Origin of the sequence: Paenibacillus sp. FSL H7-0940, assembly GCF_037979415.1 — a bacterium.
Lineage (GTDB): Bacteria > Bacillota > Bacilli > Paenibacillales > Paenibacillaceae > Paenibacillus > Paenibacillus amylolyticus.
This window is the reverse complement of the sequence record NZ_CP150280.1, coordinates 2263127-2290023: the sequence shown is the minus strand read 5'-3', so window position 1 is coordinate 2290023 and position 26897 is coordinate 2263127. Positions and strand designations below refer to the sequence as shown.

The following is a 26897-nucleotide window of genomic DNA, read 5'->3' as shown; positions in this document are numbered from 1 at the left end:
AGGTAAACTCTCATGTATAAAGTACTGTTAGTCGATGATGAACCTTATGCCATTGAAGGGTTACAGCTTCTGATCAATTGGGAAAAGTATGGTTTCGAAATCAGAGGTGTGTGCGCCAACGGTGAGGAAGCCATTCGGATGATGGAACAAGATCGACCTGATCTCGTGGTGACAGATATTCGTATGCCTGTGATGAATGGGCTGGAACTTGTAGAAGAAGCACGGCGATTGGAACATGAGTCTGTGCTGTTTGTCATCACGAGTGGATACAGTGACTTTAATTATGCCAGACAAGCTATTCGATTAGGTGTCTCTAACTATTTAACCAAACCGGTTGATAGTACAGAAGCAGAGGATATGTTGGTCCGTCTCCGTATGCAATTGCAGGAGCGTGAAACCCAGGAGCGTATAAGGGAACATGCAAATGAGCAAAGGATCAAAGCGTTTTTGTCCGCACTGATTAAGGATAAGCAAAATATATCGGAGGAGGAGATGTCAGAGATACTTCCTCGTTTAAACAAGTCCCATTGGGCATACCTGCGGATAGCCTTTCAGGGAGATATTCAGGAAGTCTGTTCAGTAGTCGAACAAACGGCTGAAGAAACAACTTGCTGTTATGTGATAGACAGAACAAGAGACTCATTGGGACTTGTATGGGGGGAGGAAACGAATGATAGAAATGAGACATTTGAAGCAATTAAAGCTTTTACCCAGCGTTTGATGAATAATATGCAACATAACGGCTGCGAAGAAATTCATATCGCGGTTGGATTAACGGTCAACAAACTGGAGCATTTATCTGAATCCTTCCGCTCCGCTCAGGAAGTTGGGCGTTATTTGTTTTTTAATCAAGAGCGTCTTTTGTTTGCCGAAGATATTCAGCTGGAGAATTGGCAGTTTGATCCGGAAACGCTGTCAGAGGTGGACCATATTTGCGATTTGCTTGAAAACGGTTCTGTGGAGGAACTCTCGTCTGCGATTCGGAGTGCTTTTGAACTGTTTGTACAGATGAAGGCTGCGCCAGAGATTGTACATATTTTCTCTACCCATATTATATTCCGCGGATTGTCCCTGTGTAGAGAATTAGGAGGAGAACCTAATGCTCTAATGAACGAATTGGCGAGCGGAATTCTAGAGAAGGGCCATCGAAATATAGAAGAGGTTGCTAACAATCTGGAACATTTCTGTTTGCAATGCAAGTCAGCACTGGCGATTTTCCGGGAGAGGCAAATGGGTGGCATCCAGGCGACGGTTGCTGAATATGTGCAGATGCATTACAGGGAGACATTTACGATCCAGGAGCTCGCAGAACAATTCTACGTGAATCCTGTCCATTTAGGGCAATCCTTTTTGCGAAAGTATGGTAAGGGTGTAATCGAGGTAGTACATGATTTAAGAATGGAAGAAGCGAAGCGTCTGCTCCAGCAGACGAATCAAACATCCAGTGCGATTGCGGAGCAAGTAGGGTACCGCAGTTACCAGCATTTTCTCAGACACTTCGAAAAACGAACAGCCATGAAACCAGTAGAATACAGGCAAAAGTATGCGAATTGATCCATGAAAAAGAAGAACCCCTCCTGAATAAGACCTACAATTACAGGGGGGTAGACCTTAAATGTATATATTTTGTAACCGCATACATTTCTTCATACTAAAAACAGTAAGACATACCACTTCCAAGGAGGGCAAGTACATGGGGGGACTTAAGAAAAAGAAGCTTTGGGGTTCCGTATCACTCGTTCTGGCTTTGAGTTTGGCACTGGCAGGATGCAGCGGTGACAATGAGAAAGCGACTACAAAGGATGGGAAAGAGGTACTGAACATTTCGGCCTTTATCGGAACGCCAAATCAGGCGCCAGCTAAAGATAACCGAATCTACAAGAAGATTCAGGATGAACTCGGCGTTAATCTTGAGATGGAGTTTCTAGTAGGTGATCTTCAACAGAAGTTGGGCGTTATGATTGCCGGGGGCGATTTCCCGGATCTGATCACAGCAGACACCAAGTTGGTCTCAGCGGGTGCGGTTATTCCGCTTGAAGATCTCATTGAAGAGCATGCACCTAATCTGAAGAAACATTTCGGTAAAGACTGGAACCGGATGAAAGATTCCAGTGACGGACATATTTACTGGTTGCCTAACTATGGAGTGTATACAGGAGAGTTCATTAGTAACTATTATTCTGGTCCTGCATTCTGGATCCAAAAGTCCATACTGAAGGATGCCGGGTACCCAACTCCTAAAACGTTGGATGATTTCACAAAGTTGGTCCGTGATTATGCAGCCAAGAATCCAACTATTGATGGTCAACCAACGATTGGTTTCACTACATTGGCTTCAGACTGGCGGACGTTCCCTTTGCTTAACCCACCTGAACATCTTACGGGTCACCCCAACGACGGGGGCGTAGTCGTAGATGATAGTGGAGTCGCAACCGTGTTTGCCGACAAAGATATCTCCAAACGGTATTATAAGGAACTAAACAATCTGTACAACGAGGGATTGCTGGATAAAGAAGCCTTTGTTCAGAACTACGATCAATATCTGGCCAAAATTTCTTCGGGACGTGTGCTTAGTATGTTCGATCAGCACTGGAATTTCCAAGCCGGCGAAGACCCACTCGTAGCACAGGGGAAAATTGGCCAGACATACGTAGGCTTCCCGCTTGTCTATGATACAAGTATCACAGATCATTATCTGGATCGTCCGGTCATTAACTTGAACAATGGTTTTGGTATCAGTAAAGATGCCGAAGACCCTGTCGCACTCATCAAATTCCTCGATAAGCTTATGGACGAGAAGTACCAGAAGCTCTTGTCATGGGGTGAAGAGGGTGTAGACTATCAAGTGAATGAAGAGGGAAGATTCTATCGTACACCAGAGCAACGGACAGAGCAGGATGATCCAGCATGGAGATTGGTTAACAAAGCTGAAGGTTTCTACGCTGCTGCACCGAAGCTTGAAGGAACATTTGAAGATGGCAATGCAATTGGAGCGATCAACCAACCTGAGGAATTCTATGACAACCTCAAACCGGAAGATAAAGAACTTCTGGATGCATACGGCTTCAAAACGTGGAGTGACTTCTTCTCTCCTGCACCAGAAAATCCAGTGTACTATCCAGCATGGCAGGTCGATCTGAAAGAAGGCTCTGATGCTGCGGTAGCGAACAAACAAATGACAGACACTTCATTGAAATTCTTGCCTAAAGCAATCATGTCAAAACCGAATGAGTTCGATAACATTTGGACTGAATATGTAGACGCTTACAAGAAGATCGATGTTAAATCCTATGAAGATCGAATTAATGATCAACTGAAATGGAGAATCGAGAACTGGTCTGTTAAATAAAAAAATGCGGCAATGATTCTCTCGGAAGGTATCAACCAAAGGATTACTCAGGCGAGTGCCTTCCGGGGACATCATCCTTAAAGTCGCTGCAAGCCAATAGGAGGAGTGAAAGATGGCGAACACGCCTGGAGCCATACCAGAGCAAACCACCAGTACAGTCGTTCCCAAAGCACCACTGTTAAAACGATTGCGCGGACAAAGACAACTCATGTTCATGTCATTGCCCATCGTTGCGTACATTCTCGTATTCTCGTATTATCCCATTTGGGGCTGGGTTATGGCCTTTCAGAATTACAGTCCTGCGAAGAGTTTCACGCAGCAGGAATGGGTCGGGCTCAAACACTTTAAGTTTTTGTTAACAGACGATGCATTTCTTAACGTGCTTCGTAATACCATTGCGATGAGCGTCATCAATATGGTGCTCGGATTTGCGACAGCAATTATATTTGCCATTTTACTTAATGAGATCAAACATAAGTTATATAAACGAACCATTCAAACAATATCGTATTTACCTCACTTTCTCTCATGGATTATTGTGACAGGTATCGTAGCAAGTTCACTATCTGTAGATGGTGGGATTGTGAATGTGGTACTCATGAAGCTGCATATCATTCAAGAACCTATCATGTGGCTTAGCGTTCCGGAATACTTCTGGGGCATTGTAGGCGCATCCCATGTATGGAAAGAAGTTGGCTGGAATGCCATTATTTATTTGGCGGCCATCACGTCTATCGATCCTTCCCTCTATGAAGCGGCAGAGATTGATGGTGCGAACCGATATAAGAAAATGCTGTATGTGACCTTACCCGGAATCAAATCCATTGTTATCATTTTGCTGATCATGAATATGGGCTGGATTTTGGAAGCTGGATTCGAGGTTCAGTATCTGTTAGGTAATGGTGTGGTTGTCGACTGGTCACAGACGATAGATATATTTGTCCTGAAATACGGACTACAGATCGGGAATTATTCTTTGGCTACTGCGGCAGGTATCTTCAAAACAGTAGTTAGTATCACGCTGATCTTTGCGGCGAATTCAATTTCCAAACGGCTCGGGGAAGACCGATTAATATAAGGGGGACTAGAGATGGGAATCAATAAATCTCGGCTTGAACCGATTGTCTTCCATACGTTAAATGGTATACTGATGATCGCAATCGCGATTGTTACCCTGTATCCGTTTGTGAATACACTCGCCGTATCTTTCAATGCCGGTAATGACACCATCCGGGGTGGGATTTATCTGTGGCCTCGGGTATGGACAGATCAAAACTACAGAGCAGTATTTGCAGGAGGGACCATCTTCAGCGCCTTTGGTATATCTGTGGCGAGAACGGTTTTGGGAACAGTTTTAAGTCTATTCTTAACCTCCATGCTGGCTTACACACTAAGCCGAAAAGATTATATATTACGAAAGCCCATTACCATTACAGTTGTTCTTACGATGTATTTTAGTGCAGGTCTTATTCCAACTTACTTCCTAATGAAAGATTTGCATTTGTTAAACAACTTCCTGGTGTACATTATTCCTGGGCTGATCAGTGCCTTTAATATGATTGTTATTCGAACCTATATCCAGACACTACCCGAGGGATTGATCGAATCCGCCAAAATTGATGGTGCTGGAGATTTCAGAACATTCATTTCCATTATTCTACCGCTGTGCCAACCGGTTCTCGCTACTGTTGCACTGTTCATTGCAGTCGGTCAATGGAATTCTTGGTTTGATACGTTTCTGTATGCATCTTCTAAACAAAACCTGAGCACGCTGCAATATGAGTTGATGAAACTATTATCATCTTCTATGAATTCCAACAGCAGTGCAGCCGTTGCCAATGGTGCAGATCTTGGTGCTGCGCGTAACATGGTCACACCTGTATCTATTCGGGCAGCGATTACGATTGTTGCCGCATTACCCATCTTAGTTGTATATCCATTTTTGCAGAAGTATTTCGTTCATGGCTTGCAGCTTGGAGGGGTAAAAGAGTAAACTTAATGCAGTTCCAGATAACCGATCAAAAACGGTCACTAGGTGACCGTTTTTTTATGTTTTTTAAACGGCGGACCTTAGTATGTCAATTGCACACGAATCGAACTTATTCAATAATGTTGTTGACAATTAAATTAAAGTTACTATAATTTATATTTACTTGATTCACCAGTCAGTCTCTTTTCAGGGTGCCACTGCGCGCGAAAGCCCTATATCAAGAACTGTCCACAGCGCCTGACCATCCCGAGCTCTTACCATTTTATCAAGGAGACTGAAGAGAAAATGAAAGTATTAATCGTGGAAGACTCCATTTTCGTACAGAAATTGCTTACAAAGCTGATTGTTGATCATATTCCAGAATGCGAGATTCAGATTGCTAACAATGGAGAGCAAGGATACAACCTATTCAAGGAATTTCAACCTGATTTTATAACCACCGACCTGCTGATGCCTGGTTTGAACGGACAAGAAATGCTTCGAATGATTCGAGAAACGGATAGCAATGTCAAAATTATTATCTTATCTGCAGATATTCAGAAGACAACTAGGGATGAAGTTGAAATGTTAGGCATTTCTGGTTTTTTGAATAAACCGTTAACTGCAGAGAAGGCAACTACCATGATTCAACTGATTCAGGCGGCCTATCATGCTGAATGATTTACAGAAGGATTTGCTTACTGAACTAGTGAACGTTTACGTGGGACAAGCGGCTAACATGTTGTCAGAGATTGTAGACAAGCGTATCGTTTTGAATATTCCGGAAGTGGAACTAATCTCCATATCCGATGTTGATCCTGGAGATCGAAGATACAACATTTTCTTTAGTGAAGGTCACCTGTTTAGGTCATCCTTACAGTTTGGATACGAATTTCAGGGAAAAGCATTTCTGATGTTTCCTGTTGAGCAGGCTAAAGTATTGGCAAACATCTGTCTTGGAGAACTGGGTGAGAGCGTTATACCGAACGATCCGAACCTGATGGACACGGATTTGGACGTTTTGAAGGAAGTTAGCAATGTCCTGCTTAACGCCATTATTGGAGAATTCGGTAACTTCCTGGAGATCAAACTGGAATACGTCCTGCCTGATATTGAACTGATCTATGTCACCAATTCCGATCAACAAATATTGCTTCAGAATGAAGTTTATGTCCTGGTTTTACATACCTCGTTTTTACTTGCCGATACGGATGTGACAGGTATCATTGTCATAGCACTGAGTATGAACTCCATATCGAGCCTGCTGGCCAAAATGGACGCTTTGTTGGAGGCGGGCAATGGATAATCTTATTTCACAAGCTTTGAACAAAGCCCATATGGGAATAATGATCGTGGACAGGCATTTAAAAATTGTTGTGTGGAATGCCTGGTTGGAGCGCTTTACTGGCAAGAATGTAGAAGAGGTGGTTGGCTTAAATCTGCTTGAGGTCTGCCCACGGTTTAAGTCGAACATGTATTTAAATATTTTGCAAAATGCGCTGTATCATGGACAGAGCAGGTTTTGCTCAAGCGCTTTACATAAGGCGTTCATTCTTCCTACTGAAGGAGAAGATGAACAATTATTCAGACAAAATATGCATGTTGAACCGCTCTATCATGAAGATCGGAGTTATGCCCTTATTCAGATTACTGACATGACTAACACCAATACCAGGGTATATAAACTTAAAAATCTGATCAAAGAGCTGGAGACGGAGTACGCCAAAATCAAAATCTCCGAAAAAATCAGCAAGCATTTGTCTTTGCATGATCCACTTACAGGTCTGCCTAATCGTCTTGCTTATAATGACCGTCTTGCTTGGGCCATCAGTAATGCCAAAAGAAACCATAACAAACTAGCCGTCATGTTTGTGGATGCTGATGGGTTTAAACAAGTGAATGATACATATGGACACCATGTTGGCGATCAAGTGTTGCTGGAAATGGCAAAGCGATTAAGTGAAACAATTCCAAGTGCGGACACTGTAGCTCGGCTTGGCGGGGACGAATTCATCATTTTAAGCCATCTGAAAGATGATCACGATGCTGAAGTCATCGCCAAAAGATTGGAAGCTGCATTCAGTACCCATTTCAAGATTGCCGGAAACTATATCAACCTTTCGATGAGTATTGGTATCAGCCTATTTCCCAAGCATGGACAGGAGCCTTCCGAACTTCTGAGACATGCGGATGGAGCCATGTACAAGATTAAAAAGAATGGTAAGAATGGTTACGGAATTTATGAGCCTGAAAATGCTTAAGAAATCTAAAAATGTCTTTTAATAAAGTTGCTATAATAGCAACTTTATTTGTCTATACAATTAACATAAGAAAAAATATGTTTTTTCTATGAATAATATTTTTTTACATATGAAGATGAGAGAGTAGTTATTGAGTAATGTAGTAATCATTCAGCCAGTAATACTTATAAAGGAGTGTGCATATTGAATGTAATAGATGGGTCGATAATCGTACTTTTGCTGTTCAGTTTCTATATTCTATTACTGTACGGAATGCCGATTATCTTAATCATAGTGGGGTATTTCATATTTAAAGGGTACAAAAAGCGCAGGGGTGTGAAGACGAACGATAAGTCGGTGGCTCCTGATGGTCAGCAAGCTAATATTAAACCATAGATTAATGGTTGATACCACGATATTGAGCGGGACCAGAGTAATGCCCGATTGAGAGCCGCTATATTAGCGGCTTTTTTGGATTTTAAATAAGAAGAAGTCTGAAAGAGGCGATAGTCAGAACAGTACCAAAAGCAAGGAGAAAAACGCCTCTAAACTTGATGCACATCATATCGTATTCATGAAGTTCATCCTTCGTACGATTAAAAGGCCATGAATTGGGTCGTCTCAGTGCTCTAACTCCAAAGAATAAACCAATCATTCCAAGTAGCAGAAAGAAAAAGAAGAAAAACATATCATCCCCCCTTTAACAAAGATAAGTAATATGGAACCCTATTGATCTATTGATTTGCCTATGCTTGCTGAGAATACATACTTTATGAAGGGTTACCTGGTTTGAACATTTTGTTGAAGATCAAACTGTATACATAAGCCATCACCATAGGGATTAAAATACGAAGCATAAGACCAGATGATGTTCCTCCCATTAAAATACCACACTTTTCCGTAATCTTTGGCGATCCACTCTACAATAGTCAATATGAGAGCTGATACAACTGCTACTAACCATGGATGTGCTCGATGCCTGTTAATATAATATATCATAAGACATCCAGCCATAAGGAGAGACCCACATCGAATGGCAGAGCTGAAAAGGAGCGATTCGTGAATTACGGAGCAAGGTGTCAAAAATATGTCTTTGATGTTAAGGCAAGAAAACCAGCGAATCTATTTCAAAAAAACTGGAACAGTGCTATGATATAAAAGGAAAATAAATCTAATTATTACAATAAATTTAATATATTTACAGAGAGGGATTAAAGATTGAAACTATAATCCAAATATTTTTTATTATGAGGAGGATAAACTATGAATAAGAGAAAAACGAAGAAAGTTAGTACGGTAATGATTTGTATTCTATCGTTATTTTTGGCATCTTCAACAGTCCTGGCTAATACTGCATCTTCACCGTATAGTACACCCAAAATTAAGGGACACACGTACACTTTCACATCTGAAGTATGGACTCGGAATTTTACTACAGGTACGACTGCTGAAGCCGTTGCATCAGTGAAGGCTTCAGCAAGTGTTCCAAATGGATATATGGGAGCTATGGCTAGATTGTACACATCTGGCGGAAGCTTAAAAGCTTCAAGTTCCATGACATATAATACGTCGAAAACCTCTAGTTTTTTTGTCTACTCTCCAAGAATAACGACTAAAACGACGTATTATGCTCAGAACGTTGGTGAATTCTATAATGGGAATGGATACACTCGGTATACTGGATACAAATCGCCAAACTTAAAGTTATCGAACGTAAATTCATCAAATGTTTTATTTGAAAACAACACTGAAACATCGGAAACGATTCACGAATTATTGCTTCAAACTAAATATGATGTCAATTCACAGGGCGATACCTATGGCTCAGCATTATCTGAACCATTCATTGGGGTTGAACCCGATTTGATTGCTGCAATTGGCACCAATGGAATCGAGGGTTATCTAAAAGCTGAAGATCTTACACCTAAAATCACTACCATCGAAGAAGCCTTGGCACAAACACAAGTGAATGGTACTGTTCGAACGATTCATTTGTATGATGTAGAAGGAGACAATATTATTGGAGAATTTGATGTAGTTACTGATTATAAAGTAGAATAGAAATTTTTCAGAGTAAAAAAGCCGCTAAATTGCGGCTTTTTTGGGTTAAGCTATCCATTTCAATTAAGTTGCTTAGCCGTATTCTTTGCCAAAGTCCTCCATCTTTTCAAGGATCGGTAGTAACTTCATTCCCTTGTCTGTTAACGAATACTCAACTCGTGGAGGAACTTCCGGATATACATCACGTTGTATAACACCATCATTCTCCAACTCTTTAAGCTGCTTTGTGAGGGAGCCTTGAGACAGATCTCCAAGGAATTTTTTGATATCTGTATATCGCCGTGTTTCGTCTTTTAGGTACCATAAGATAAAATATTTCCAACGCCCAGAAAGGACATTCTGAGTAAAAGCTATGGCGTACATGTCACTTTTTCCATCTATAAACTCTTGTTCAAATCCTTCATTGCAAACTCTCATTCATATCACTCCTGATCCAAAGGTACAAAAAGATGTACTATGTTCATTTAAATTGCCCTCTTTGCTAATAAAACAAATACACCTATGATGGTGTCAACACCAAAACAATTTTAGTTTACCTAAAGTATGAAAGAATAATTAATGTTATCTCGATTGAATAGTTAGCAAGCTAAATAAATATATCATAGAAATGAGTGACTGATAAGGGCTGGAGCCAAACCGATATTCGATCATACTGTAAATTTTAACAAGGGAGATGTTTAACAATGAGTAAAAAAATTCGTACAGGTATCATAGGGGCATCCATTAATAACGGGTGGGCGAGTGGAACACATATTCCAGCTATTCAGCATTTGGATGAATTCGAGCTTACAGCGGTTGGGACAAGTAATATGGTGAGTGCAAAGAAAAGCGCAGAAGCTTTCTATGCAGATCACGGCTTTGATAATATGAAAGAGTTGGCTCAGCATCCTGATGTGGATATGGTCGTTGTCAGTATTAACGTCAAGGAACATTATAACGCCGTTAAAGCCGTTGTACCTGCTGGCAAACCAATCTATTGTGAATGGCCACTGGGTTCGAATACAGAGGAAGCCTTGGAAATGCAGGAATGGATAACGTCCGCACAACTGCCAAATGCGATTGGATTACAGGCTAGACAAGCCCCGGCCGTTCAATATGTTAAAGATTTATTGGCAGAAGGTTATGTCGGTAAAGTGTTGTCTGCCAACCTGAAGATCTCTATAGATGGCATGGGTGGCGTTGGTGACAAGTCGACTGCGTACTTGTATGACCGGAAAGTTGGAGGGAACTTGCTGACCATTGTAGGGGGCCATAATCTGGATGCCTTCACTTACATGCTTGGGGACTTTACAGAATTGTCTGCCACCACAGCTCAACAGTTTCCAGAAGTTGAATTGGTAGATATTCAGAAAGTCATCAAGAAAACAACGGATGATCAGATCATGATTACAGGAAAATTGACTAATGGTGCAGCAGGCATCGTTCATATTCAAGGTGGAGTCAAACATCAGACAGGACTCACACTTGAAATTTTCGGAGACAATGGCACGATTGTGCTGAGCGCCCCGGCATCCATTCAATTCGGATCACACCAATTACGCGGTGCAGGATCTACGGACAACGAGCTTAGTGAACTACCCATTCCCGATGCCTATTACTCGGCTCCACATTCTTTATATAACGACTCCGGAATTGTTCTGAACATGGCTCAGGCTTATCGTAAGTTTGCCAAAGATATTCAAGAAGGTACTACCTTAGCACCTAATTTCGCGGATGCGGTGAAACTACATCAGTTACTGGATGCCGTCGAGAAATCAGCCCAGACCGGTGAACGTCAATATCTATAACCCTCACTAAACGGAACAAAATCTGATCCATCCATATACTTAGCATGCTAAATATATTCACGCTATAGTAAGGGCACAAGTATCTGTGCCTGTCCAGAACGAAGGAGAAAATCGTTATGAAAAAAAGAAGTGAAATGCAACTGGCTTTACAGATGGTTTCGGGTTATGGAGCCGAATTTAGCGCATGGAGAATGCCTGGCACGGATCCTGCAGCTTACACCAATATGGATAGTTATGTAGAACGGGCTAAATTAGCTGAACAAGGAAAATTTCAAATGATTTTCATCGCTGACACTCCAGGCTTATCCAATAATTTAGGCCCACAGACACCTATGTTTCCTATGGACCCCATGTTGGCACTGATGGCAGTAGCAAGAGAGACACAACACATCGGGCTTGTGGCTACCCTCTCTACAACATTTAATTATCCCTACAACATTGCACGTCAGTTCAAAGCACTGGATGTTATCAGTCATGGACGTGTGGGATGGAATGCGGTTACCACATCCGACCCCCTAGCGGCGGCTAATTTCGGTGCCCGGGTTGAAAATCGCCAAGAGCGCTATGACAAGGCACATGAAAGCATACAAATTGTTCAGGCCTTGTGGGGGAGTTGGGAACCAGACGCTTGGACGTTAGATGTAGAAGGAGGGGAATTTGCGGATATGGACAAAATCCAGCCTATTAACCTTCAGGGTCAATATTATGCATCTCGTGGTCCTTTGCCCATTCCGCCCTCTGAGCAAGGGCAGCCAGTGATTTTCCAGGCAGGGGGAGGAGGTGAAGGATTAGAATTAGCTGGGAAATATGCTTCGGGAGTGTACGCCAATCCTTATGATATTACGTCTGCCCGTGAACACAGACAAGCCATAAGGCAAAGTGCTGCCCGTTTCGGTCGAAACCCCGATGATATCAAAATGTTTGCAGGTTTTATGTTTTCTCTGGCTTCAACGGAGGAAGAAGCTCTGGATCGTCGGAAACAGCTTATGAGTTTTAATCCCCAGGAAATCCCTAGCAGGGTAAGTTACCTCGGCTCCATGGTTGGTTTACCCTTATCGGTAAACTCCGTAGATATAGATCAACCTTTAGCGCCAGACTTGTTGAAAAATGCATATGCCAACCCCATGGACCCACGTTCTCCGAGAGCCTTAAAGTTATTAAAAAAAGGACTCTCTGTAAGGGATGTTCTCGCTCACGGGGTCATCAACTATCATCCGGTTGTTGCAGGCACCCCGACACAGGTTGCTGACTTCTTGGAAGAATGGTTTTTGGCTGAAGCATGTGACGGATTCTCAGTCGTGCCCGATGTATCTTTTGATGGCGTTGCAGATTTTGTGAATCAGGTAGTACCTATCTTGCAGGAACGAGGTTTGTTCCATAAGGAATATGAAGGAAAAACACTACGCGAGAATATGGGCGTTCCTTACGAATACGGATTGCAGGAACATGGAATCAACGAATAAAGGAGAGTTTTTAATGAATAACACACTTGAATTGCTTCATAACCATACATCGTTTCGTTCTTACACATCTCAACCCCTAACTGAGGAACAAATAGATGCAATATTTCAGGCAGCAAACCAAACTTCATCGTTCAGTCTTCTGCAGGCGGTATCCATTATACGCATCACAGATCCAGTACTTCGAAAAAAACTCAGACATCTGTGTGTCGATCAACCCTATATTGAAGAAGCGGCCGAATTCTGGATCTTCTGTGCAGATTTCAACCGAAATCATGAAATCGCTCCGGATGTGGATATTGAATATATTGAATTTCTGTTGATTGGTTCATTCGATGCTGGCCTGATGGCACAAAATGCGTTAACCGCGGCTGAATCGCTGGGACTTGGCGGAGTGTTCATTGGTGCGGTCAGAGCTAATATTAGCGAACTATCTGACGTATTGAATTTACCTAAATTTGTTATCCCTCTGGTGGGGTTATGTATCGGTAATCCAGCTGGAGATAAGCCGGAACTGAAACCTCGACTCCCTCAATCCATGGTATTGCTTGATAATCAATACCAACCAATGGATCAAGAGAAATTAGCAATCTATGATGAGACCATGCTGAAGTATTATGAAAATCGTCCGACGAGAGCCCCTTTCACCGTAAAAAAAGTAAAAGGATGGAGTGACCATATCCAGGATCACCTCGAGAGAAGTATTCAACCGCAAATGATGACCTATTTGAACAAGCAAGGTTTTGCCAAAAAATAAGGACTAAACCAATCTTTCCGGTGAAACTTGGATAGGAAAAGGCCCTTAAAGACGACACTAAGGTGAATTGACACCTGTATATCTCCATGATACATTTAGTCTGCTAAATATAATTCGGATGTAGGGAGGGATCGTTCATGACAGATACAGTAGATTGTGAAATTCGACAGTCTTTAGATCGAATTTCCTCCCAAATGCGACGAAATTATAGTGAATCTCTTCGGGAACTTAATCTCTATGTAGGACAAGATAATCTGTTGTACCGGCTGTGGTTGGGTGATGGGGTAACACAGATGCAACTAAGTGAACATATGAAATGCGAACCACCAACGGTTACAAACATGGTCAAATCACTGGAGCAGAACGGATTTATATATCGCAAGCGTGATGTACAGGATGCAAGGATCATGCGTATCTTTCTAACCGATAAGGGCAAAGAATTAGAAAAACCGGTTGAGCATAAATGGAGAGAGCAACAAGAGAAACTACTTCAATCCATTTCTTCGGAAGATCGGCTAATATTGAGACAATTCATGCAACAAATGGAGCAAAATATCTTATAACTTATGCCAAGCTTCACGTAAGCTAACTAAATGAACGAAACAGAGCCGCTATTATAGCGGCTTTTTTTATTGCCAATAGCTAAACTTCCCTGTCCAGAACAAAGAATTTGTACTGTCAGTTTCGGAATTCACGATTACACCTCTAATGTTGGGATAAGATTGTGATAATTCAAGTTAATTTTGTTCATTTAGATGCTGAAGAGATTACAGTACACTGAAAGAACATACAAACGGAACACACTAAACATGAAAATGTGAGGAATTAAAATTCGTTGGAGGTTTTAACGTGAAGACCAAAAATATCTGGTTTAATCAACCTGCTGGAACATGGGAAGAGGCATTGCCTATCGGAAATGGAACTCTTGGAGGCATGATTTTTGGGAAAAGACAGATTGAGAGAATTCAGCTTAATGAAGATAGTCTGTGGTATGGTGGACCGATGCAGCGGAATAATCCTCAAGCACTTGAATCTTTATCTCAGATCAGAAGCCTGATTTTTGACGGTAAGATTAGGGAAGCAGAAGAACTCGCAGCAGATACTCTGGTAGGTGTTCCTGACGGGCAAAGGCATTATGAGCCATTAGGGGACTTCTATATCGCTATGGATCACAGTGAACATGAACCAAATGGATATCAAAGACATCTCGATCTGGAACAAGGCAAGGTAAACGTGCATTATACCGCAGATCAATCCATTTACAGCCGTGATTATTTTGCTAGCTACCCGGATCAAGTGCTCGTTGTTCATCTCAAATCAAGCGTGCCTGGAAAGTTATCTTTCTCCACTGTTTTTGGCAGGGGAGCTGTTCTGGAATCAACATCCTATTCAGATATTCTTAAGCATCCTGTTGGTTTCCAATCCTATCTGGACCGGATCGAGAAGCGTGGAACGAATAACTTGATCATTCGGGGAAGAAGTGGGGGAGAAGAAGGAATCCGATTTTGTTGTGCGATTCGCCTTATATCTGAAGGGGGGCAGGTTCATTATTCAAGCGGTCAGCTTTCTCTGAAGAATGGTGATTCAGCGACTATTCTAATCACGGCTTGCACGGATTTCCGAGTACCTAAGGAACAACTCGAAGTGGAGTGCCTCCGCAGGATTGATACTGCTTCCGCAAAACCATATAGCGAACTGCTAGCCGATCATGTCTCGGACTATCAATCCTTATTCGAAAAGATGGATATACATCTCGAAGATGAAAATAAAGATGTGATATGTTCTGAACTTCCAATCGATCAGCGTCTTGAGCGGCTTAGAGCTGGTCAGCATGATCCGGAACTGCTGAGTCTATACTTTCAATTTGGTCGCTATCTGCTTATCTCAAGTAGTCGTCCAGGTTCTTTACCGGCAAACCTTCAAGGGATATGGAATAAAGACATGCTTCCTGTATGGGACAGCAAATATACGATTAATATTAATACACAGATGAACTACTGGCCTGCAGAAAGCTGCAATCTGTCTGAATGTCACGTTCCATTGTTTGATTTTATAGATCGACTGCAAGTCCGGGGAAAGGAAACCGCTAGAACCATGTATGGATGCAAGGGGTTCGTTGCTCATCACAACTCGGATATCTGGGCAGACGCTGCTCCGCAGGATGTATGCATGACATCGACGTTTTGGACCATGGGAGGAGCATGGCTTTCATTACATCTATGGGACCACTACGAATATAATAAGGATGTTCAATTTCTCAAAAAAGCTTACTCCACGATGAAAGATGCGGCTATCTTTATTCTGGATTATCTAATAGAGGATCCTTCCGGCAATTGGGTGATATGTCCTTCGTCCTCACCGGAAAATCGCTATATATTAGATAATGGAGAGTCGGGGGCTTTATGTTTTGGTGCTTCAATGGACAATCAGATTATTAGAGAACTCTTCACGCGTTGCATTGAAAGTACCCGAATATTGCAAGAAGATCAGGAATTTGGAGAAGTACTCCGCAGTGCTTTAACCAAAATACCGGAGACCTCCATTGGAAAACATGGCCAGATCCAAGAGTGGAGTAACGATTATGATGAATTGGAACCTGGCCACAGACATATCTCCCATTTATTCGCTTTGCATCCTGGAACGCAAATTACGTTGCAATCAACGCCTGATCTGGCCAAGGCAGCTCGTGTAACACTCGACAGAAGACTGGAACACGGTGGTGGACACACAGGATGGAGCAGGGCGTGGATTCTCAACATGTGGGCACGATTAGAGGAGTCGGAACTTGCACACGATAACATCGTGGAACTTCTACGTTCCTCCACGTTACCCAATCTGTTTTGTGACCATCCTCCATTTCAAATTGATGGGAACTTTGGAGGTACTGCAGGGATAGCAGAGATGCTTCTCCAGAGTCATAACGAAGTAATCAGATTGTTACCTGCTTTACCAGCAGGGTGGCCAAAAGGATATATTCGTGGTATTCGGGCTCGTGGCGGATTTGAAATAGATCTGGAATGGGAAAATGGTCGTCTGTTAAATACCAGAATTCGTTCTATTGAAGAAACAAGAGTAACCGTGTCCTATCTGGACCAAAAAATAGAATTAACCTTTCCTGGCCCCAATTCAATAATTGAACTAAAAGGATACGACTGGAATAACAAATAAGAATTTACCGATTACCTGAGCGAATACCGGCTGACAAAATTGCCGGGTGAATTCGCTCTTTTTTTTGCTGAGATAAGATTTAGGCAAGAGTTGGCGTGTTTTTGCTCAATACAATGTTTAAAGAAGACTTCCATATTTAACAAATTTACCAGGTGAAGTGCCTACCTGCTTGGTGAAGCTGCGAATAAAATTGGCGTAATCTCCAAAACCGGATTGATAACAGGCCTCTGTAATACTTAAACCTTCGATTAAATAAGATTTCGACAGCTCTATACGGCGACTAAGAATGTATGTTCGAATCGTGAGTCCGGTATGCTTTTTGAATTGTCGACTAATATAGCTGCTATTCGTGAACATAGCCTCTGACAATTGTTCGAGCGTCAGTTGCCTCGTCAGATTACATTCAATGTAATCCATCGTGTTTCGAACTAGTTCAGGCATAATATCCGTTGCAACAAAATCCGTATTTTGAAAAGTTAGATTCGTTAGAAGTAGTAACTGTGTAATCAAAATATTCCCCAGAATATCCGCTCCATAGTCACTTGATGAGAGATACTGTTCAAGCTCGTCAGCTAATTGTAGCACTCGTTGAAGTTCGTCCTCTTCAAGATGTACGATATTACCCTTACCCTTGGGACGGTAGTCGAAACATGCGGATAAGTTGGTGCTTGAAGTAGACAAGCGGTTCAGATATGACTTTTTCAGATTTATGGTAATTCTCTCATATTCGTTTTTGTCCAAGGCAAAGGAACGGTGCATCTCCTCCGGGTTAAGAACGAGCAGATCTCCACGTTGCAAATGGTAACAACGGTTCTCAATATAGAAATTCACATTGCCACGAAGAAATAAGTAGAGTTCATATGCATTATGTCGATGATAAAACGTTCCCATATTATACGTGGTGGTGCGATGAAGGTACAACAGCTCATTCTGGATTGGATCAAACAGGTATTCTGAAGTCTCATTCATATCAGATATATGACCTCCTTGTCGTTTCGCGCAATAAATATAGCCGTTTGTGCAATGAAATTGCAGACGTGAACCTATAAAATGTAACCATCCTAGCATGATGGATACATAATTGCAAGCGTTTCCACTCAGGTGTGTACAACGCGATTGGAGGAAAAGATGGATCTGATTTTCACGGCTAGAAGTAAAGTGCAGGACACCGTAGAATACACGGCACTGGACAAGCATGCTCTCAAAGCTAGCGTAAAAGTAATAAGCGGAAACGGCAGTGCAGAAGCTCCATGGCAAGCCGACATTCAGATTTACAACGAGGGACAGAATGCCTGGGCAGGGGTTATTCATGTGGAAATGCCGTTGGACAAAAAGAATCCGAGGTTTTTTTTACCTGCATTTATGTATGGCCGCAACCGGGGCGAAGCACCTCAGAATGTTCCAAATGAGTTCCCCAGGCTAAGGGAGGGCAGTCCTTCTCGTCCTTCATCACCTTGGTGGATGGTAAGAAGTGATCGTCTGTCTCATCCAGCTGCACTTATCTATGATGAAGGTCGGATTGTTGGTCTAAGCGCAAGTCCCTACTGGATCAATACAGGAAACCAGAAGCAGCAATGGTATCCAGGAATGGAAGGAAACTTTGTGCAATATGGGGGATTCACATGTTCTATTAAAAAGGGTACGGTCGGATATACGTTGGGATATGAGAATGCTCCGTTGTTATTTATCAAATCCAGACTTGTCCATGAGCGAGCTGCCCTTGGAGAAAACTGTTTTGAACTTGCTGCAGGTGAATCGATTGGGCTCACACTTGAACTATATAACTACGAGTCTGAATCAGAACTGGGCATCAATCCAGCACTGGAAACAATCTATAAGAGGTATCACGAAAAACCAAGAGAAGGAAGTGACACTCAGACAACGGTAACGGATTTGTCCAATGCCATCTATGAGTATGCCTGGCTTCCGGAGGATCGTCATTACTCTACATTTGTATATGAAGATGCTGCTGAAACCGGTGGCTACCGATACAACAAAATTATCTCAATCAGTTGGACAAATGGTATGACCATCGCTGCACCAATGCTTATGGCCGCACTGCGCCTGAATAATGAGCCCATGCGACAGCAGGCGTTATCCTGTATTACCAATATTATCGAGAATGCCATGAATCCCGAATCCGGACTTCCGTATGACGCTTATCAGGATGGGATCTGGAGTGTTAAAGGCTGGTGGTTCGACGGCATGCGTACCCCAGGTCATTCCTCTTACCTTGTAGCTCAAGCGATGTTCTACATTCTGAAAAGTTACGATTATGAGAAGCGCATTCGAAATGTGAGTCATGATGATTGGCTTGCTTACGTCAAGCAAATACTTGATCGTCTGGAGTGCACGAAGAATACGGATGGAGAATACCCCACCATTTTGTCAGAGCGGACCGGAGCAGGTCTTGAATATGATGCTTTTAGTGGAGTCTGGTGTCTTGCTGCCAAGGCATATCACTGTTGGTTAACCCATGATGAATCTTCTCTGGAAGAGCTCAGACGCAGTGAAGCCCACTATTACAACACCTATGTCCAACACATGGAATGTTACGGCGCTCCACTGGATGCGGACAAGGCAGTGGATTCGGAAGGCATTTTGGCTTACATCAAAGCTGTTCGGTTTCTGCACGTGTTGACCGGTGACGAGCTATATCTAGATCACATGAGAGATGCGATCAGTTATGAATTCAGCTTCAAATTTTGTTACAACTCACCTATTAAGATTCCTCCACTCAGTACATTAGGCTGGTCCAGTTCCGGGGGAAGTGTTACTTCAGTAGCTAATCCGCATATTCACCCCATGTCCAGCAATCTAGTGGATGAGCTGTTGTATTATGTTGGACAGCGGGAAGAGAATTATGTTCGTCAACGTATGATGGATACCATCGGGTGGGGTTGTCAGACCTATAATCGTTATGATCAAGAATTCGGCTATGGCAAAAAAGGATGGATGTCTGAACGCTTCTGTCATTCGGAAGGACTGGTCACTGAAAAATATGCGGATGGTACGCCAGCCAGCACCTGGTTTTGTCTGATGCCATGGGCCAGTGGATCGATCATCGAAGGCCTCGTTGGCGACTATTGGGATTATGCACGACATGAATGAATGTATTTTGCAATAACTACAACAGTCACCATATTAGATTCATTCCGCCGATAGGGAGAGACGCTACCGGCGGTTTATTTTCGTTGGAGGAAAGGGGACAAACGGATGTTAAAAGTATTACTGGTAGATGACGAGATGTATGTACGAAAAGGGCTGTATGAACTCATAAATTGGATGGATCTTAACATGGAGATTATCGGAGAGGCAGAGAACGGTGCAGAGGCATTAAATCTGATTAAATGCCTGCAACCAGACGTGATTATAACAGATATCCGCATGCCAATTCTGGATGGACTGGAACTTATACGTGCCGTAGAGAAAATGCCACTTCTCGAACCTGTGTTCATTATCATCAGTGGTTATCATGACTTCAAATATGCACAGCAGGCAATCCGGTACGGCGTTCATGACTATATCCTGAAGCCTATTGATGATGAAGAACTGACGGCGACGTTGCAGAAGTCGGCTAATCTGATTTGCAATAAAAGAAAACATATTCTTTTGGCTGAGGGACAGACCAGTAACATCATGCTGGAGGATGTGATCAAAGGCCATGTACAGAAGGAGGATGAACATCGATATGCCGAGATGCTTGGGATCAATCGAAACTCCAGTCTGCTCATGACTTTGATTGAACTTCAGACCGGATTAGATGCAATTAAAATTACGATTGAACAGCTACGTGAAGCAGTACATTCTCTGGAGAGTAATTTATGCAAAATGTTCATCAGTGAGCAACAACGTGGCACGTTTGCTTTATTACTGTTGTGGCCTGATCATCATCAAGGGGGCTCGGCGTTGCAGGATAAACTGCATCATATTCATATAACACTGAGCAAAAGGTTTAATCTGGATATCGGTCTTTACGCAGGAACACTCGTCAAAGAAATTGGTGATGTCCCACAATCCCTTATGGCGGCTGAAGAAGCAGCCAAGCATAAATATGCTGAAACTGGAGGTATCGTACGTTATACGGAGATCAAGGACAAACCACTGTTTGTTTTTAATGTATATCAGGACGAGGTGGATCACTTAATTTTGAGCCTGGAAGAGGGGAATAGGTCAGCTTATCACGAGATTGTAGAAGAGAAATTCAAATTGTTTCATATGAATCGATTTTCTTCTCAGGCTGTATCGGTTTCTCTTTTGCGTTATATAACGGGTATTCTCGCTGTGGTCCACGAAATGGGTGGTAATGATGAAGGGTTGCAACAACTGAAGGAGCTGGCACAACAAAGTCATGAAGGTTGGAATTTACGACTATTGAAAGATGCTTTTCTCATCGCGTTGGAGGAAGCCGAGGATTATGTCTCTCATCTGCGGATGGAGCGAACCAAAGGTGATATCAGCAAGATCAAACGATATATTGATGCAAATTATACCGAGAACATCAATCTCAAAAGCATTGCTGCGCTCTTCTACATGAACCCCGTTTATCTTGGGCGATTATTCCGCAAAAGTTACAATCAATACTTTAATGACTATCTGCTCAACCTGCGGATTCATGAAGCGAAGAAGTTATTGCGCCAGACGGATCTGAGAATGTACGAGGTTGCTGCACGTGTAGGATTTCAGAATGCGGATTATTTTGTAACTCAGTTTGAGAAATTGGTTAAGTTATCACCTACAGAGTATCGCAATCTCCTTATGGGAAATGAGCAGCGAGGTGCACAATGCCAAGATGGAACCTGAATTACATAAAGCTTCGAGATAAGCTACTGCTCATGTATGTCTTATCTGTGTTTATTCCCATCGTTGTCACCAATGTGGTGTTTTACAATGTCACATCCGCCAATATTCGTAGTCAGAAAACTCGTGATGCCGGCATGGCCTTGAACAATCTGAAGAACGACCTTCGGGTAACCATTGATCAGGGAGTCGGACTCTCTTATTCGTTATATACTGACCCTGTATTCAATGACACCATCTCCCGTTCATTTCAAAGTCATTTTGAGTACATTGACGCTTATAATTCCTATCTAAAAGGGCAATTCTCCGGTCAAATGAATCAGGGAATTCGCTGGTATCAAGTGTATACCGATAATTCTACCATTTTATCTTCCGGTTATATTGATCGTTTAACTGACGTGGTCCGCAATTCGGACTGGTACGTTCAATTTCAGGCATACTCCGCCCCTTATCCGGCACTGATCTCATCGGATCAGATGTTAAGTCTTGTTCAAAGGCTCGACAATCTGGACACTGGGGGGAGAGAGCAGTTACTTAAAATTGACCTGAATATGGATATGATCAAGCAGTATTTCCACAACAGCGGATTTGATGGAAAAGTGTATCTTCTTGATCCGGGGGGACACATCCAATTTTCAAATGATCCCACAGCAAAAGAAGCTCAGATAGGGAAACGTTACAGCGAGATCCAGTTTCCGAACAAAATGATTCCCTTTGAACTTACGTATACAGGCATTAACTATCTGGAAGGGTGGTCCCTGCATGGAGTGATGGATGAAGAAATTGTGTTGAAGGAGGTGCGGAAGTCCCGTTCCTTCGTCGTATGGCTGGCTTGCATTAATTTTGTCCTGCCTTCTATTATCATCGCGGCTATGTCCAGATCCATCCATGTCAGGCTGGTGCGTATTCTAAAACATATGAAAAAAGTAAAAACACAAAATTTTCAGACGATTCCGCCTGAAGATGCAAGAGATGAAATAGGTCAACTCACGATGGAATTTAATCGAATGACCGAGACGATCCATAACCTGATTCATGAGGTATATCTCGCCGACATCCAAAAGAAAGACCTGGAGTTGAAGCAGCAGGAAGCACAACTTCATGCGCTCCATAGTCAGATCAACCCACATTTTTTGTTTAATACGCTGGAGTCGGTACGTATGAGGAGCCTCATCAAAGGTGAGAAAGAGACTGCCAAAATCGTGCATAACATGGCCAAGATGTTTCGCAAGTCGATTAGTTGGAATCAGAATGATGTGACAGTGAAGGAAGAATTGGAACTCATCGAGAGTTTTTTGCAAATTCAAAAATACCGCTTTGGAGAAAAACTCCAATATACCATTGAGGCAGATCCTGCGGTACTGATGTACCGAATCCCCAAGATGGTTATCCTTCCCTTTGTTGAGAATGCAAGTATTCATGGAATTGAGTCATCTCCGGGAGTAGGCATCATTCAACTCTTCGTTTCAATGGAAAATGACCAGCTCCATATCAGACTAACGGATAACGGTATAGGGATGTCACAAGCTAAATTGGAAGAGTTGCTAAGTTACCTGGATCAAAACACCGATATGGGAGAGCATGTTGGCATGAAAAATGCGTATAGTCGCTTAAAACTTTGTTATAAAAATCACTTTACATTCGATATCCAGACATGGGAAGGAGAAGGTACGCGTATCCAAATTAAGCTTCCACTTGATCCATCAGCCATGCCAGGCGACTAAATACGAGGGATATACTTTTCTAAGTAGGAGGTACACTTTCATGGGTAACTTTGAAAGCGCTATCTTGATATATTGAGAAGGCTTAAAGACACAAACAATACTTTAAGGGGGCATTTGCTACATGTTTAGAAAAAAAAACATTATAACAGGTCTGGCCATTTTACTGGCTGTAACCCTGGCAGGTTGTAATAAAGCCAGCCCGGAAGCCTCTTATCCTGACAGTAATGACAACACCCCGGTCACCTTTAAATATTTCACGTTTGGCGGTGGCAAGAAGGACATTCTGGCAAGCAGCACGACCATTGGCAAGAAGCTACAGGAGCAAACAGGCGTTGACTGGAAGATGGAATATCTGGTGGGCGACGGTGCAACCAAGGCAGGTGTAATGATTGCGAGTGGGGATTACCCCGACATCATCGACTCCAGTGGTGAAATGGCCAAATTGATGGATGCAGGTTCTTTTATCCCGCTGGATGAACTGATCGATCAATACGGGCCTAACATCAAGCGGGTATACGGGTCTTATATGGACAAATTCAGACAGGAGGATGGAAAGATATACTTCTTGCCATACACTGCCAACATCGGTTATGTGTCAGAGCCTAATTTTCAGACCGGCTTTTATATTCAGCGTGCTGTGTTAAAAGAGTTTAACTATCCCAAGATCAAAACGCTGGACGAATATTTTGACTTGATTGAGCAATACAAGCAAAAGCATCCGCAGATCGATGGAAAAGAAACCATCGGCTTCGCCACACTTGCTGGTGAATCGGGCAGCTTTTTCACACTGCTAAATCCGGCTATGCATCTGGCAGGTTATCCAAACGATGGCAGTGTGATGGTGGATATGCAGAGTCATGAAGCCAAACTGGTAGCCGGATCTGATTATCAGAAACAATGGATTCAGAAGCTGAACGAGGTTAACGCACAGGGGATGTTTGATCCAGAATCCTTCACAATGAACCAGGATCAGTATCTCGCCAAGTTGACGTCCGGTCGGGTGCTGGGATATTTCAGTTACTCCTGGCAAGTTGGAGATGCAACGAACAACCTCAAGAAGGCTGGTATTGACGATAAACGATACGTATCTCTCCCGATCGTATTTGATGACAGTGTCAAAGACCAGTATGTGGACCCGCCAGGTTTTGTGAACAACTACGGTGTCGGAATTACCGTAAATGCTAAAGATCCCGTGCGAATTATTAAATATTTTGATAATTTGCTCAAGGAAGAAAACCAGATTCTGGTTCAATGGGGTGTTGAGAACGAGACGTATAGTGTGAATGATGAGGGTCGCTTTTACTTTGAAAATGATGACCAACGCAAGGCACATGAAGATCCAGAATTAAGTCGTAAATTCGGCTTTGACTATTTTAATTACAGCTGGCCTCGTTACGGAAATAACTCCGTGCTGGAGGATGGCAACGCCTATGGACCGGGCAACCAACCAGAAGTGGCTACCTTTAGTTACACGGACGGTGACAAGCTGTTGTTAGAGAAATATGGTGTGGAGACATTCACAGAACTATTCAGCACACCGGATGAGCGTCCTTGGTCTCCTGCTTGGTCTATTGCACTGGAGCAGGGCTCTCCTGAACAGATTTTTATCACCAAGGCAGAAGACCTCCAGAAGAAATATTTACCCAAAATGATTATGGATTCGCCTTCCACTTTCGAGAACACATGGAATGAATATATGAGTCAATTGAATCAACTCGACAAGAAAACATACGAAGCTACGATAACACAGGCAGTTAAGGATCGTGTAGCTGGCAAATGGTGAGTGTAATCCACGAGAGAAAACACGGAACGGGGGAATATTCACATGTTAAAACCAAAATTTAGAACAGCGGGTTTAGCTGTATTACTAACAGCTTTGCTGGCTGGGTGCAGTCAAAACAGTTCGTCATCAGCGCCTTCAGCCACAGGTGATGATGAGAACAGTCCAGTCACGTTCTCGTATTACATGTTCTCTCCAGGCAAGAAGGATGTTCTGGCAAGCGAAACTACCATCGGTAAAGCGTTGCAAGAGCAGACGGGTGTGGACTGGAAGTTGGAATATCTGGTAGGTGATAGTGCTACAAAAGCCGGTGTCATGATTGCCAGTGGAGACTATCCTGATGTCATTAGCTCCAGTGGTGAGATGTCCAAGTTACTGGATGCCGGTGCCTATATTCCGCTGGATGATCTGATTGAGGAATACGGCCCTAATATCAAAAGGGTGTATGGACCATACTTCGATAAAATGAAAAATGCCGAAGACGGAAAAATCTATGCGCTGCCTTATACGGCTAATCAGGGTGAGTATTCAGGTAGTCCAAATGTTGGCGGAGGAGCTTTCTGGATTCAACGATCTGTGCTCAAAGAGTTTGATTATCCCAAGATCACTACACTGGATGAATATTTTGATCTGATTCAGGATTATAAGGAAAAACATCCAACTGTCGACGGTGCAGACACAATCGGATTTGTGTCACTTGCGGGTGTGGCTAATAACTTCTTCACACTGCAAAATCCAGCGATGCATCTTGCCGGTTATCCGAACGATGGCAGTGTCATGGTCGACATGACTACCCATGAGGCAAAAGTTGTCGCCGGAACAGATGCTCAGAAAAAATGGATTCAGAAGTTGAATGAAATCAATGCTCAAGGCATGCTTGATCCGGAATCCTTTACGATGAACAAAGACCAGTATTTGGCCAAGCTGACTTCGGGTCGTGTGTTAGGATACTTCAATTATGGCTGGCAGGTTGGAGATGCGTCGAAAAACCTGCTCTCGGCAGGCATTGATGAGAAACGTTATGCACCACTTCCGATTGTGTTTGATGAAGGAATTAAGGATCAGTATGTTGATCCTCCGGGCTTTGTCAACAACTATGCAACAGGTATCTCGGTGAATGCCAAAGACCCTGTTCGTATCATCAAATATTTCGATAATTTGCTGAAGGAAGAGAATCAGGTTCTGGTGCAATGGGGAATCAAGGACGAGACGTACAGTGTGGATGATAAGGGCAGATTTTATTTTGCAAATGAGGATCAACGCAAAGCCCATGATGATCTGGAGCTGAGCCGTAAATTCGGGTTCACTTACTTCGGATCAGACTGGCCGCGATATGGCGGTGAATCTACACTTACCGATGGTAATGCTTATAGCCCTGGCAACCAGCCGGAAGTGGCCGCTGCATCTTACACCGAGGGAGATAAGAAATTCCTTGAAGCCTACGGTATCCAAACCTTTAGTGAATTGTTTAACAAACCGGAAGAGCGGCCTTGGTTCCCGGCATGGTCCATCGCATTGGAGCAAGGATCACCTGAACAGATCTTCACGACCAAATCGGATGATTTGCAACGTAAATACTTGCCGGAGATGATCTTGGGAGCGCCATCGAATTTTGATAAATTGTGGGATGCCTACATGGCTGAACTGAACAAATTGGATAAAGCTGGTTATGAAGCGACCATTACCAAAGTTGTGAAGGATCGTGTTGCGGGAAAATGGTAATACGAACACTTTAAGTGCGTGTTCAATAAGACCGGTTTTCAGTACCAAGAAGATGGGATGAAGCTAGAAATGGAGTAGCG

Annotated in this window: 20 protein-coding genes; 18 read left to right on the top strand and 2 right to left on the bottom strand. The window is 42.8% G+C overall.

Annotation, left to right across the window (positions count from 1 at the left end; all coding sequences use genetic code 11):
- The first annotated feature begins 12 nt into the window (after positions 1 to 12).
- The 8 genes from MHB71_RS10060 (at position 13) to MHB71_RS10025 (ending at position 9619) form a co-directional block, all read left to right on the top strand.
- Entirely contained in the window at positions 13 to 1554 is a 1542-nt protein-coding gene (locus MHB71_RS10060) for a response regulator (protein WP_253508439.1), read from the top strand.
- A 139-nt stretch (positions 1555 to 1693) separates the two neighbouring features.
- Positions 1694 to 3349, top strand: coding sequence for an extracellular solute-binding protein (locus tag MHB71_RS10055; protein WP_036671131.1), 1656 nt, complete (start codon positions 1694 to 1696; stop codon positions 3347 to 3349).
- Between the two features lie 112 nt (positions 3350 to 3461).
- On the top strand, positions 3462 to 4427 hold the full coding sequence (locus tag MHB71_RS10050; RefSeq protein WP_036615861.1) for an ABC transporter permease subunit: 966 nt from the start codon (positions 3462 to 3464) through the stop codon (positions 4425 to 4427).
- A gap of 12 nt (positions 4428 to 4439) precedes the next feature.
- Complete coding sequence (locus tag MHB71_RS10045; RefSeq protein ID WP_017688457.1) at positions 4440 to 5342, top strand: carbohydrate ABC transporter permease; 903 nt, start codon at positions 4440 to 4442, stop codon at positions 5340 to 5342.
- A 282-nt stretch (positions 5343 to 5624) separates the two neighbouring features.
- A complete protein-coding gene (locus MHB71_RS10040) occupies positions 5625 to 5999 on the top strand; it encodes a response regulator (protein WP_036615858.1) in 375 nt (124 codons plus the stop codon).
- Positions 5989 to 6624 carry a chemotaxis protein CheC gene (locus MHB71_RS10035; RefSeq protein ID WP_076253050.1) on the top strand — a complete coding sequence of 212 codons (636 nt, stop codon included), beginning with the start codon at positions 5989 to 5991 and terminating at the stop codon, positions 6622 to 6624. Before MHB71_RS10040 ends, MHB71_RS10035 begins: the two co-directional genes overlap by 11 nt.
- Positions 6617 to 7579, top strand: a complete 963-nt coding sequence (locus MHB71_RS10030) for a sensor domain-containing diguanylate cyclase (RefSeq protein ID WP_340029474.1) — start codon at positions 6617 to 6619, stop codon at positions 7577 to 7579. The genes MHB71_RS10035 and MHB71_RS10030 overlap by 8 nt, the downstream gene beginning before the upstream one ends.
- 1242 nt (positions 7580 to 8821) lie before the next feature.
- Positions 8822 to 9619 (top strand): peptidase, encoded by a 798-nt coding sequence (locus tag MHB71_RS10025; RefSeq protein ID WP_340029473.1) that lies wholly within the window; start codon positions 8822 to 8824, stop codon positions 9617 to 9619.
- 72 nt (positions 9620 to 9691) lie between these two features.
- Here the strand turns inward: MHB71_RS10025 and MHB71_RS10020 are convergent, their stop codons facing one another.
- Positions 9692 to 10036, bottom strand: a complete 345-nt coding sequence (locus MHB71_RS10020; RefSeq protein WP_074095086.1) for a helix-turn-helix domain-containing protein — start codon at positions 10034 to 10036, stop codon at positions 9692 to 9694.
- Between the two features lie 266 nt (positions 10037 to 10302).
- Between MHB71_RS10020 and MHB71_RS10015 the strand changes: the two genes are divergently transcribed.
- The 5 genes from MHB71_RS10015 to MHB71_RS09995 all read left to right on the top strand — a co-directional run bounded on the left by MHB71_RS10015 (position 10303) and on the right by MHB71_RS09995 (position 16791).
- Complete coding sequence (locus MHB71_RS10015; RefSeq protein WP_339286896.1) at positions 10303 to 11406, top strand: Gfo/Idh/MocA family oxidoreductase; 1104 nt, start codon at positions 10303 to 10305, stop codon at positions 11404 to 11406.
- A gap of 116 nt (positions 11407 to 11522) precedes the next feature.
- Complete coding sequence (locus MHB71_RS10010; protein WP_339286898.1) at positions 11523 to 12869, top strand: NtaA/DmoA family FMN-dependent monooxygenase; 1347 nt, start codon at positions 11523 to 11525, stop codon at positions 12867 to 12869.
- 13 nt (positions 12870 to 12882) lie between these two features.
- Positions 12883 to 13623, top strand: coding sequence for an oxygen-insensitive NADPH nitroreductase (nfsA, locus tag MHB71_RS10005; RefSeq protein WP_127548542.1), 741 nt, complete (start codon positions 12883 to 12885; stop codon positions 13621 to 13623).
- Between the two features lie 137 nt (positions 13624 to 13760).
- Positions 13761 to 14186, top strand: a complete 426-nt coding sequence (locus MHB71_RS10000) for a MarR family transcriptional regulator (RefSeq protein ID WP_127548544.1) — start codon at positions 13761 to 13763, stop codon at positions 14184 to 14186.
- Between the two features lie 286 nt (positions 14187 to 14472).
- Positions 14473 to 16791 (top strand): glycoside hydrolase family 95 protein, encoded by a 2319-nt coding sequence (locus MHB71_RS09995; protein ID WP_340029472.1) that lies wholly within the window; start codon positions 14473 to 14475, stop codon positions 16789 to 16791.
- Positions 16792 to 16908: 117 nt separating this feature from the next.
- Here MHB71_RS09995 and MHB71_RS09990 read toward each other — a convergent pair whose 3' ends face one another.
- Positions 16909 to 17760: an AraC family transcriptional regulator gene (locus tag MHB71_RS09990; protein WP_340029471.1), complete on the bottom strand. Its 852-nt coding sequence runs from the start codon at positions 17758 to 17760 to the stop codon at positions 16909 to 16911.
- A gap of 159 nt (positions 17761 to 17919) precedes the next feature.
- Here MHB71_RS09990 and MHB71_RS09985 point away from each other — a divergent pair, with 159 nt between their 5' ends.
- The 5 genes from MHB71_RS09985 to MHB71_RS09965 all read left to right on the top strand — a co-directional run bounded on the left by MHB71_RS09985 (position 17920) and on the right by MHB71_RS09965 (position 26817).
- The gene (locus MHB71_RS09985) at positions 17920 to 19902 is read left to right on the top strand and encodes a hypothetical protein (RefSeq protein WP_340029469.1); all 1983 of its coding nucleotides are present in this window, start codon (positions 17920 to 17922) and stop codon (positions 19900 to 19902) included.
- Between the two features lie 105 nt (positions 19903 to 20007).
- Complete coding sequence (locus MHB71_RS09980; RefSeq protein WP_340029467.1) at positions 20008 to 21594, top strand: response regulator; 1587 nt, start codon at positions 20008 to 20010, stop codon at positions 21592 to 21594.
- Positions 21576 to 23315, top strand: a complete 1740-nt coding sequence (locus tag MHB71_RS09975) for a sensor histidine kinase (RefSeq protein WP_340029465.1) — start codon at positions 21576 to 21578, stop codon at positions 23313 to 23315. Before MHB71_RS09980 ends, MHB71_RS09975 begins: the two co-directional genes overlap by 19 nt.
- Positions 23316 to 23436: 121 nt before the next feature.
- Positions 23437 to 25098 (top strand): ABC transporter substrate-binding protein, encoded by a 1662-nt coding sequence (locus MHB71_RS09970; RefSeq protein WP_282321415.1) that lies wholly within the window; start codon positions 23437 to 23439, stop codon positions 25096 to 25098.
- Between the two features lie 42 nt (positions 25099 to 25140).
- The gene (locus MHB71_RS09965; protein ID WP_340029464.1) at positions 25141 to 26817 is read left to right on the top strand and encodes an ABC transporter substrate-binding protein; all 1677 of its coding nucleotides are present in this window, start codon (positions 25141 to 25143) and stop codon (positions 26815 to 26817) included.
- Positions 26818 to 26897: the final 80 nt, after the last annotated feature.